The 12028-nt window shown below is 41.8% G+C and carries 10 protein-coding genes; all 10 read left to right on the top strand.

The window, feature by feature from the left end; all coding sequences use genetic code 11:
- Window positions 1-179: 179 nt before the first annotated feature.
- The 10 genes from mraZ (at window position 180) to ftsZ (ending at window position 12020) form a co-directional block, all read left to right on the top strand.
- Window positions 180-626 (top strand): division/cell wall cluster transcriptional repressor MraZ, encoded by a 447-nt coding sequence (gene mraZ / locus GT641_RS04700; protein WP_021944496.1) that lies wholly within the window; start codon window positions 180-182, stop codon window positions 624-626.
- A gap of 17 nt (window positions 627-643) precedes the next feature.
- Window positions 644-1588: a 16S rRNA (cytosine(1402)-N(4))-methyltransferase RsmH gene (gene rsmH, locus GT641_RS04695; RefSeq protein ID WP_008402967.1), complete on the top strand. Its 945-nt coding sequence runs from the start codon at window positions 644-646 to the stop codon at window positions 1586-1588.
- A 15-nt stretch (window positions 1589-1603) separates the two neighbouring features.
- Window positions 1604-2170, top strand: a complete 567-nt coding sequence (locus GT641_RS04690) for a hypothetical protein (protein ID WP_008402968.1) — start codon at window positions 1604-1606, stop codon at window positions 2168-2170.
- A gap of 76 nt (window positions 2171-2246) precedes the next feature.
- Window positions 2247-4379, top strand: a complete 2133-nt coding sequence (locus GT641_RS04685) for a penicillin-binding protein 2 (RefSeq protein WP_161116930.1) — start codon at window positions 2247-2249, stop codon at window positions 4377-4379.
- Window positions 4380-4468: 89 nt separating this feature from the next.
- Complete coding sequence (locus GT641_RS04680; protein WP_161116929.1) at window positions 4469-6199, top strand: penicillin-binding transpeptidase domain-containing protein; 1731 nt, start codon at window positions 4469-4471, stop codon at window positions 6197-6199.
- Window positions 6200-6269: 70 nt separating this feature from the next.
- On the top strand, window positions 6270-7229 hold the full coding sequence (mraY, locus tag GT641_RS04675; RefSeq protein ID WP_192919799.1) for a phospho-N-acetylmuramoyl-pentapeptide-transferase: 960 nt from the start codon (window positions 6270-6272) through the stop codon (window positions 7227-7229).
- Between the two features lie 17 nt (window positions 7230-7246).
- Window positions 7247-8602: a UDP-N-acetylmuramoyl-L-alanine--D-glutamate ligase gene (murD, locus tag GT641_RS04670; protein ID WP_008402973.1), complete on the top strand. Its 1356-nt coding sequence runs from the start codon at window positions 7247-7249 to the stop codon at window positions 8600-8602.
- Window positions 8599-9753, top strand: coding sequence for a putative lipid II flippase FtsW (ftsW, locus tag GT641_RS04665; RefSeq protein WP_347562843.1), 1155 nt, complete (start codon window positions 8599-8601; stop codon window positions 9751-9753). The genes murD and ftsW overlap by 4 nt, the downstream gene beginning before the upstream one ends.
- 27 nt (window positions 9754-9780) lie before the next feature.
- Window positions 9781-10545, top strand: a complete 765-nt coding sequence (locus GT641_RS04660) for a cell division protein FtsQ/DivIB (RefSeq protein WP_161116928.1) — start codon at window positions 9781-9783, stop codon at window positions 10543-10545.
- A gap of 203 nt (window positions 10546-10748) precedes the next feature.
- Window positions 10749-12020, top strand: coding sequence for a cell division protein FtsZ (gene ftsZ, locus GT641_RS04655; RefSeq protein ID WP_161116927.1), 1272 nt, complete (start codon window positions 10749-10751; stop codon window positions 12018-12020).
- Window positions 12021-12028: the final 8 nt, after the last annotated feature.

The following is a 12028-nucleotide window of genomic DNA, read 5'->3' as shown; positions in this document are numbered from 1 at the left end:
AGCAGAGGCAAACCAGGACAGACACAGCGATATAAAAATTAAGGCAATCGCAAATGTGAAATTTTCATATTTGTGGTTGCTTTTTTTAGTTAAGTAGTATAGAATTACCCTATAAGTGGAGTGAAGTGGTGGATTGGTGCCACAAAGTGGAGGAAATGAGTCGAAAGAAGGTGGAATGAGTGTCCAAGTGTTTAACAGGTGAATATGAACACAGATTAGATACCAAAGGGCGACTTATCATGCCATCCAAGCTTAGAGAGGAACTCGGCTGCACCTTCATGATCACAAAAGGTCTGGACAATTGTCTGTATGTTTATCCGAATGATGAATGGCAGCAGTTTGCGGACAAGCTGAACCAGCTCCCGATGACGAATAAGAGTGCGAGACAGTTCAAGCGTTTCTTCAACTCAGGAGCAGTAAAGTGCGAAACGGATGCACAGGGTCGAGTGATCATTCCACAGACACTTCGTACATTTGCCAATATCGAAAAAGATGTTGTCATCATAGGTAACGGAGAAAAAGCAGAAATCTGGAATAAGGAAGCATGGGATGAGATCAATAATGAAGAATCCCTGAATATGGATGAGATTGCAGACAAGCTGGACGAACTGGATTTCAGAATATAAGGACAGAAGTGGTAGTTATGGAATTTAAACATACATCGGTTTTACTGGATGAAACCATTGAAAATTTGAATATCAAACCGAATGGTGTTTATATGGATGGAACCCTTGGGGGAGCCGGACATTCGAGAGAAATAGCGAAAAGACTTGGATCGGATGGACATCTGATCGGCATCGATCAGGATGGTGAGGCGATCGCGACAGCGAAAGAACGACTGGCAGAGTACGGTGATCGTATCACAGTCGTAAGAGATAACTATCAGAATTTTAAAAGCATACTAGACGAGCTAAATATAAGTCAGGTGGACGGGATACTGCTGGATCTCGGCGTATCTTCATATCAACTCGATAATGCGGATAGAGGATTCACATATCGGGTTGATGCTCCCCTTGATATGCGTATGGATGATCGCCAGACAAAGACTGCGAAGGATATCGTAAATGGATATACCGAGCAGGAGCTCTTTCATATACTTAAGGAATATGGCGAAGAACGATTTGCAAAAAGCATTGCATATCATATTGTGAAATATCGTGAGAATAAAGAGATAGAAACGACAGAAGAATTAAACGATATCATCCGTGGATCGATTCCCGCAAAAGTAAGAAATGCTCAGGGACATCCTTCAAAGCAGACATTTCAGGCGATTCGCATCGAATTGAATCATGAGCTTGAAGTACTGACGAATTCCATTGATGGAATGATCGACTGTTTAAAACCGGGCGGAAGATTATGTATCATCACATTCCATTCGTTAGAAGACAGGATTGTGAAAAATGCATTTCGTAAAAATGAAAACCCGTGCATTTGTCCACCGAATTTTCCGGTGTGCACATGCGGAAGAAAATCAAAAGGAAAAGTGATAACAAGAAAACCGATTCTTCCAACAGAAGAAGAAATGGAAATAAATTCAAGATCCAAAAGTGCAAAACTCAGGGTGTTTGAAAAAGGTATGAATATATAAAAGGGGTGTTTTAAAATGTCAGAAAGACGGAATCACTACTACATAGACGGAAGTACGGTTCGAAAGCTGGATTATTCAGCAGAACCGGTCAGAAGAGAATATGAACCTGTAAGGAAAACTGAGATGCCGGAACGTCATCCTGCCGGAAGAAGACCGGAGAGACAGACAGCAGCACCTGCAAGAAAGCAGATGCCACAGAGAAAGAAACAGGTAAGAACAAAACAGGCACCGGCTGTCAGACAGAGAGACAGAAGATGGGTAGATGAATTAAGGCATGGACTGTTCTTGACATTTGCGGTAATATGTGCAGTAGGATTATGTTTTATTGTACTGAAATTATCTGCAGATGTAAAAGAAAGCAAGAAAGAGGTTACAAGCCTTCAGAGCCAGCTGAATGAACAGCTGAATGCAAATGCAGAATACAGCTCAGGTCTGGACAGCATGACAGATCTGGATGAAATATATAAGATCGCTACAACAGAACTTGGTATGACATATTCAAAGCCGGGACAAACTGTTTATTATTCACAAAACAGCGATGATTATGTTGTACAGTACAAGAACATTCCTGAGACTAAATAAGCCTCAGGAAATTTTGCGTTATGCAGGAGCAGGAAGAACAGCATAACAGAAAAATATTTTATAAAGGTGGAACTATATGTCAATAAAAGGAAAACAGTTCTTAAAAAGAATGAAGACAAGACTGCTTATCATTTTTTTCGCGGCAGTAATATTCTTTGCGGTATTAGTTGCAAGAGTTATTTATATCAGTGTTGCAAAAGGTCAGGAGTATCAGGAGGAAGTGCTGGATCAGAAATCTTATGATAGTCTTGATATACCATTTGAACGGGGAGATATCGTAGACCGAAACGGAAATGTTCTTGCAACAAGCGAGAAGGTATATAATCTTATACTTGAGCCAAAAAATATTCTGCGGACAGAAGCAGGCAAGAAAGCAACAAAGGCTGCGCTGATAAAATATTTCAACATGGAAGAATCGAAGTTCGATGAGTGTATGCAGAATACGGATTCCTTTTACAGTGTCGCCATGAAGGGACTTGCTTATACAGATGTGAAAGCCTTTCAGGAATTTTGCAGTACAAAAGACGGCGCAGATGTGATCGGTGTGCGCTTTGAAGAGGAATATAAAAGAAAATATCCAAATGGCAGTCTTGCCTGCCATTTGCTTGGTTATACAGTAAGCGGAAATGTCGGACAGGGTGGAATCGAAGGCTACTATAACAGCTATCTGAATGGCGTAAACGGTAAGACCTACGGATATCTGACAAATGATAATACCGTAGAATCGGTTACGGTGCCCGCGCAGAATGGATATACGGTAGTATCGACTATCGATCTGAATATTCAGAAGATCATTGAAGATAATATAGAAGAATACATGAAAACGACCGGCGCAAAGAAGATCGGTGTTATTGCGATGGATCCGGATACAGCAGAGGTTCTCGGTATGAGTACATCTTACAGCTATGATCCGAATGAGCCGATGGATACAGATGCGCTTCGTAATATGAAAGTTACTGTTACAGAGAGTACAGAGGCTGCGACGGAAGACAGCAGTGAAGAAGGATCTTCTGAGGACACTACAGATGCAACAACGGAAGAACCGAAAGATCCGGAAAAGATCACATATGATTTTTCATCCATGACAGATGATGAATTTAAGAAGACGATCGATGATCTGACAAGTGATCAGACATATGAAGCCTTAGATGCGGTTTGGAGAAATTACTGTATCAGTGATATCTTAGAGCCGGGTTCTACATTTAAACCGTTTACGATTGCAGGAGCGATTGAAGATGGTGTGGTCAAAGACGGAGATACATTTTATTGTAAGGGTTACGAGATCGTAGCGGATGGTACAGATCCGATCTATTGTCATAACCGAACCGGTGACGGTACACTTACATTAAAGCAGGCATTAGAACAGTCCTGTAACGTGGCATTAATGCAGATTGCAAAGTCAGAAGGAAAAGAAACCTTTTCCAAGTATCAGGATATATTTAATTTTGGAAGCCAGACAGGTATCGATCTTTCCGGTGAGGGAAGCGGACTTGTATATTCGGAAGAAAATCTGAATCCGGTTGAGCTTGCTACTTCATCCTTTGGACAGGGTATCAATGTAACAATGATCCAGATGGCAGCGGCCTTTTGTTCATTGATCAACGGTGGTAATTATTATACACCTCATACGGTCAGACAGATTGTAGATGAGGATGGAAGCATCATAGAGAACAATGAACCGGAACTTGTTCGTAAGACAATATCAAAGAGCACATCGAATCTGATGAAGCAGTATATGGCCGGCGTAGTTACTGAGGGTACCGGTTCCAGAGCAACGGTTGAAGGCTATACGATCGGCGGTAAGACAGGTACAGCAGAAAAGATCCCGAGAAATAAGGGAAATTATGTATTATCATTTATAGGATTTTCACCTGTAGAGAATCCACAGATCATGCTCTATGTAGCAGTAGATGAGCCGGATGTAGAGAGTCAGTCTACATCAGGTGCCGGAGCACTTTTATTTCATGCGATCATGGAAGATCTGCTTCCGTATATGAATGTATATCAGAGCAGTGATGAAGATGTAACCTATAATGGTAAAGATGAACCGATCAGTTCTCCATTTGAAGGTGATGTAGAAGATTCGACAGGAGAAGCTTCTTCTACAGAAGAAAGTACAGCAGAAGACGATACCACAGAGGGTGATACAACAGCGTCATCCGAGGACACAACAGAGGGTACGACAGAAGCCAAGGTTACAGATGAATAAAAATGGAAATATTCGGGACATTATCGCCGGTGGCATATTTGTCCGGGAAAAGTAATAAGATATAAGGATAAACAAACGCGGCGGTCAGCATGAAGCTATATAGTTTTAACCGACGTAAGATATATTTTATGTGTATCGCACTGGTAATGGCAGCGGTATTGCTGATGGGAAGACTCGCATATCTGATGGTTGCAAAAGCAGACTATTATGACAGCGCAGCGACACAACTTCACGAAAGAGAGCGAAGCATCAAGGCGCCGAGAGGAAAGATATATGACAGAAATGGCAATATTCTGGCTGATAACAAGGCAGTCTGTTCTGTATCTGTTATCCACAGCCAGATTGAAGATGAGGAAGAAGTTATCCGTGTCTTAAATGAACATCTGGATAAGGCTGAAGCGGATATCCGCAAAAAGGTGAAAAAGGTTTCATCGAGAGAATTGATAGCAGCCAATATAGATAAAACAACCGGAGATGCCATAAGAGAATTGAATGTTGCCGGAATTAAGGTTGACGAGGACTATAAAAGGTATTATCCTTATGGAAGTCTTGCTTCCAAGGCCCTTGGATTCACAGGATCTGACAATCAGGGTATTGTCGGTCTTGAGGTATGGTATAATGCGATATTGGCAGGAGAAGATGGCAGCATCCGTACAGTAACGGATGCAAAAGGAATCGAATTACCAAATGTAAAGGAAACGAGAGTAAGTCCTGTACCGGGAGATAATCTGGTACTTTCAATGGACTTGACAATACAAAAATATGCAACACAGGCAGCGCTTGCTGTTATGGAAGAAAAGCAGGCAAAACGTGTGGCGATGATTATCATGAATCCGAAAAATGGCGAGATATATGCCATGGTTGATGTTCCGGAGTATGATCTGAACCATCCGTTTCAGTTAAATACAGGGATTGACGGTTATGAGAGTATGACGGAAGCGCAGAAGATGGATGCGCTGAATAATATGTGGCGTAATTTTACAGTCAGTGATACTTATGAACCGGGATCGACATTTAAGATTGTAACAGCGACGGCGGCATTGGAGGCAGGAACAGTGTCCTTATCCGATACCTTTTACTGTCCGGGATATAAGATCGTAGAGGATCGACGGATTCGATGTCATAAGACGACGGGGCATGGTTCGGAAGACTTCCGGCATGCACTGATGAATTCCTGTAATCCGGCATTTATGACGATCGGGGAACGAACAGGAGCCACGAATCTGTATCAGACCTATCAGAAGCTTGGCTTGTTTCAGAAAACCGGGATTGATCTTCCGGGTGAGGCAAATTCCATTATGCATAAGCTTTCCGATATCGGGCCGGTGGAACTGGCAACAATGTCATTCGGACAATCGATTCAGATATCACCGATCCAGTTTGTGACAGCAGCAGCTACTGTTATAAATGGTGGAAATAAGATTACACCGCATATCGGTATGAAGGTGACGGATGCAGATAATCAGGTGACAACAAATCTGGAATATCCGGTCACAGAACAGGCAGTCAGCAGTGAAACATCAGCATTGATGCGGGATCTGTTGGAATCGGTAGTAGCGGAAGGCGGTGGAAGTAAAGCACAGGTTGAAGGCTACAGGATCGGTGGCAAGACAGCAACCAGTGAGAAATATCCCAGAGGAACGGGAAAATACATATCATCGTTCATAGGTTTTGCACCGGCGTATGATCCGCAGATAATGGCATTTGTTATGATCGATGAACCGATGGGCATATATTATGGCGGTACTATTGCAGCTCCGGTTGTACAGGAAGTTTTTTCCAATATTCTGCCATACTTGGGAATACAGAAGGAAGAATAAGAAAGTTACCTCATACATGAGGAAAAAATATAGCCGTTTCATAAAAAATGGCAGGTAAGGAGTACAAAAAATGAACTTGGATTTTTCAATTATTTTACCGATACTTATAGCATTTGGAATCAGTGTGGTGTTAAGCCCGATCGTAATTCCGTTTTTAAAGAAACTGAAATTTGGACAGTTTGTACGAGATGATGGCCCGGAAACGCATTTGAAGAAGTCAGGAACCCCGACGATGGGTGGTTTGATCATTCTGCTCAGTTTGGTGATCACCTCGTTATTTTATATGAAAGATTATCCGGATATTCTGCCGGTGTTATTTGTAACACTTGGTTTTGGATTGATTGGATTTCTCGATGACTACATTAAGGTAGTGATGAAACGTTCCATGGGGCTTCGTGCTTGGCAGAAGATGTTGGGACAGTTCGTTGTAACTGCCATATTTGCATATTATATTGAGAAATATACCGAGATCAACAATGAGATCATTATTCCGTTTATCGGGAAGACAGTTGTTCTTAATAAGTGGTTTTACATCGTATTACTGTTCTTTGTAGTACTTGGAACTGTAAACGGAGCAAATTTTACAGACGGATTAGATGGTCTTGCATCATCTGTAACAGCGCTGATCGCTACATTCTTTACAGTTGTTGCAATCGGAACCGGTTCAGGACTTGCACCGATCTCCTGTGCAGCTACGGGAAGTTTATTAGGATTCCTTGTTTATAACGTATACCCGGCAAGAGTGTTCATGGGTGATACCGGCTCACTTGCGCTTGGAGGATTTGTAGCATCGATCGCATATATGCTTAAGATGCCGTTATTTATTCTGATCGTGGCATTCATTTATTTTATAGAAGTATTATCGGTTATCATTCAGGTAGTTTCATTCAAGCTGACCGGAAAACGAGTGTTCAAAATGGCACCGATCCATCATCATTTTGAGCTTTCCGGATGGCCTGAGACAAAGGTTGTATCAATATTTGCGATAGTAACAGCCGTGCTTTGTGTTGTAGGTTTACTGGCTGTTTAATACGGAGGATATGAAAAATGAATTTTAAAAATGCTTTAGTGGCAGGTACAGGTAAGAGCGGAATCAGTGCGGCAAAGCTTCTGATCGCGCACGGCGTAAAGGTTACGTTGTTTGATGAAAACGAAAAAAGAGATAAGAATGATCTGATGGAGAAGCTTTCCCGGTCGGAGCTTGTTACGATCCTTCTTGGGAAATTAACAGATGAAGTATTGAAGCAGACAGATATTATGGTTATAAGCCCCGGTATTCCGGTTGATTCTGCTTTTGTAGAAGAAGTAAAAAAAGCAGGTATTCCGGTATGGAGTGAGATTGAACTTGCATATTATTTCGGTAAAGGTAAGATCGCTGCGATCACAGGAACCAATGGCAAGACAACCACAACTGCACTTGTCGGAGAGATCGTCAAAGCATGGAATCCAAAGACTATCGTAGTCGGAAATATCGGTATCCCATATACAGAGCTTTGCGATACAACAGATGACGACAGTGCGACAGTAGCGGAGATCAGCAGCTTTCAGTTAGAAACGATCGTGGATTTTCATCCAAATGTCAGTGCTGTCTTAAATCTTACACCGGATCACCTGAATCGTCATTATACATTTGAGAATTACGGAAATGTCAAGAAATCGATTACAAAAAATCAGACAGAAGAAGATGTGGTTGTATTAAACTATGATGATGAACATACAAGAGCAATGGCAGAGGGGATTCGTCCGAGAGTTGTATATTTCAGCAGACTGGAGAAGCCTGCCGGAGGTGTATATGTAGAGGATGGTCATATCAAGATTGAAGCAAACGGAGAAAAGATTGATGTTCTTGCGTTAAAGGATCTGATCCTGCTTGGGGCACATAATGTTGAAAATGTACTTGCAGCTGTCGGTATCTCATATTATATGGGAGTGCCGGTTAATATTATTCGTGATGTTGCAGTAAGCTTTAAGGCTGTAGAGCATAGAATAGAGTATGTAAAGACTGTAGCTGGCGTGGATTATTATAATGATTCCAAGGGAACGAACCCGGATGCAGCCATCAAGGGAATTCAGGCAATGGTAAAACCAACCTATCTGATCGGTGGAGGTTATGATAAAGGCTCTACTTATGATGAGTGGATTGATGCATTTGACGGAAAAGTCAGATGCCTTGTTCTGATCGGTCAGACAGCGAAGAAGATTGCAGAGACTGCCAAAAAACACGGATTCCATAATATTGTATTTGAAGACGATCTGTTAGAAGCAGTAAAATATTGTCATGAAAATGCAAAAGATGGGGAAGCAGTTCTCCTTTCTCCGGCATGTGCAAGCTGGGGAATGTTCGACAATTATGAACAGCGAGGAAGAATGTTCAAAGAATATGTCCGCGATTTTAAGGAGTGAAATATTTGAATGACAGAAACAGGAAAACAGATACAAATGAGATAGATAGCAGAAAACAGCCGTTATGGTACAGCGGACGCTACTTCGACTATCCGCTGTTTGGAATTGTATTGGGACTTGTCCTGTTCGGGCTGGTTATGGTATACAGTACCAGCTCATACCGGGCGGATGAATTGTATGGCGACAGTACATATTTTGCAAAACGACAGCTTGTTTTTGAACTTGTTGCACTGGTTGGAATGTTTCTGGTATCCAAGATTGATTATCGCAGATATGCGAGATACTCCAAATATTTTCTGTATGTGGCAATAGCACTTCTGGTGCTGGTGTACATTATAGGAAGTGCGAGCCATGGTTCGACCAGATGGATATATATCGGAGCATTTGGCTTTCAGCCATCCGAATTTGCAAAGCTGGCACTGATCGTTTATACAGCAGATATCTGTACCAGAAAACCCAGAAGTCTGAATACGATCAAGGGACTTGCAAAGATGCTCCTGCTTCCGCTTATAACGATCGTGTTGATCGCGATCGAGAACTTGAGTACGGCGATTATCTGTTTTGGGATCGTGATGATCATTGTATTTGTAGCGAGCCCGAAGAACTGGCATTTTATATTGATGGGCGTTCTGGGAATCCTGATGTGTGTGGTATTTATCGCTACAGCAGGATACCGTGCAGATCGTATCCGTATCTGGCTTGCTCCGGAGAAATACGATGATGGATACCAGACCATGCAGTCGCTATACGCGATCGGTTCCGGTGGATTCTTTGGCAGAGGGCTTGGAAACAGTATTCAGAAGATGGGATTTATTCCGGAATCACATAATGATATGATATTTTCTGTTATATGTGAGGAACTGGGCTTATTTGGAGCTGTGCTTACGATCATAATGTTTATTTTACTGATCTACAGATGTACAGTGCTTGCTATCAATTCAGGTGATCGGTTTGGAGGATTGATAGCGGTTGGGGTCATGGCACATATTGCAGTACAGGTATTGATCAATATCAGTGTTGTTACAAATACGATACCTCCGACAGGTGTGCCGCTTCCGTTTATCAGTTACGGTGGCAGTTCGATTTTCTTCCTGTTACTTGAAATGGGACTGATGTTTGCAGTTGCAAGGCAGATAAAACCGGGAAGATAGAAGATGTAGTATAGGATGAATGTAGATATGCAGAAAGAACAGAATGTGCAAAAATCTGAACAGAAGAAAAAGAGGAAAGCCGGAAAGATATTTTTGATCATTTTGGCTGCATTATTGTTGCTGTGCATGGGTGCATACATTTATGTTATAAAGTCCTATAGCCTGACGAAGATACAGGTGTCCGGAAATGTCCATTACACAAAGGATGAAGTGATCGACATTGTTACAAAAGGAAAGAAAGCAGACAATACATTATTTTTCTATATTGAAAACAAACTTCATCCGGTAGAGGATGTAACGTTTGTTGATAAGTTTCAGATAGAGGTGATCGGTAAGCATACAGTGACTATCACAGTATATGAGAAATCCATGGCAGGCTGTGTGATTTATATGGATCAGTATATTTATTTTGATAATGACGGCCGTGTGCTTGAGACTTCGGCTGAGAAGCTTCCTGATGTGCCATGTATACAGGGACTCAAATTTGATCGTATCGTTGTAGGAGAGAAGCTCCCGGTAACCAATGATGCGATGTTTCAGGAGATTCTTACCATGACACAGTTGATTGATAAGAACGAGCTCCTGATCGATGAGATCCGGTTCAACAGTGATAACGAGATTGTCTTGTATAAGGATAAGATAAAGATTGAACTTGGAAGCGGGACCGGTCTTGAGGACAAGCTGATGAATCTGGAAAGTATTCTTGCAAAACTTGAAGGAAAAAGCGGAACATTGGACCTGACAGACTATACGGCAGGCACAGGAAATGCAATATTTAAGGAAAATAAGTAAAATTTACGATAAAAAGTTGTTGCGTTATTTATAAAAAAATCGTATTATTAAGATATTAATGCGATTATATAGATGTACACTCCTCATACTTTTGCCACGCGGATAATATTTTCGCGGAGAAGTATTTTATGACAGAATAGAAAACTGGGGGTAGGAGCGTATGTACAAGAAATAAAAGAAATATATAGAAGGAGGAAATAACCTTGCTCGAAATAAAGTCTAACGATGAGAGAACACCAGCTAGAATACTGGTAATTGGAGTGGGTGGCGCAGGTAACAATGCGGTAAACAGAATGATTGATGAAAATGTAGAGGGTGTTGAGCTGATAGCGATCAATACCGATAAGCAGGCACTTTCATTAAGCAGAGCCACAACTAAGATTCAGATTGGTGAGAAGCTGACAAAGGGACTTGGTGCAGGTGCAAAGCCTGAGATCGGTGCCAGTGCAGTTGAGGAGAATAGAGAAGAAATTGTTGATATTATAAAGGATGCCAACATGGTATTTGTAACCTGTGGTATGGGTGGCGGAACCGGAACAGGTGCTGCACCGGTTGTAGCCGAGATGGCAAGAAATCTTGGTATACTGACCGTTGGTGTAGTAACAAAGCCTTTTGGTTTTGAAGGAAAGCCACGTATGAAGAATGCGATGGATGGTATTGCAAGATTAAAAGAGAATGTGGATACCCTGATTGTTATTCCAAATGATAAGTTACTGCAGATTTGTGATAAGAGAACAAGTATTCCTGATGCGTTAAAGAAAGCAGATCAGGTTCTTCAGCAGGGTGTTCAGGGTGTAACAGATCTGATCAATAAACCGGGTCTTATCAACCTTGACTTTGCTGATATCCAGACAGTTATGAGAGATAAGGGTATTGCACATATCGGTATCGGTTCAGCAAGCGGTGAGAATAAAGCAGTTGATGCGATCAAAGAGGCTATGGATTCACCATTACTGGAGACAACCGTATCAGGTGCAACCGATATTATTGTAAACTTCTCAGGAAATATTGGCATCGTAGAAGCGTACGATGCAGTTACTTATCTTACCGAACAGGCTGGCGATGGTGTAAACATCATCTTTGGTACGGTTGATAATGATAATATGGGTGAGGAGATCAGTATCACGATTATCGCAACAGGACTTGAGAAAGCTGAGACAGCTGCGCCTGTAAGCAGATTTGCGGGAACCGCTGCTCCAAAGCTTGACAGTGTGAATACAACAGCTTCATTTAGTGAGACAAGAAAGACAACGACACCTACTTATGGTGGACAGGCACTTAGCAGTTCATCGATCAGACCTACATTCCTGTCAGAGGCTTCTTCCGCACAGACAGTAAAGCCGGTAGTTCCGAACACAACAAGAACAACGACACCGGTTGAACCACATGTCAGTGCACCGACACCAAAACCGACAAGACCTGCAGCACAGGCAAATGACAGTATCAGAATACCTGAGTTTTTAAAGAAAAGATAAATAGCAGA

It is taken from the genome of Clostridium sp. BIOML-A1 (genome assembly GCF_009874105.1).
GTDB lineage: Bacteria > Bacillota > Clostridia > Lachnospirales > Lachnospiraceae > Coprococcus.
Note: the sequence above shows the minus strand (reverse complement) of the source record. Positions and strands in the feature narration are given on the sequence as shown.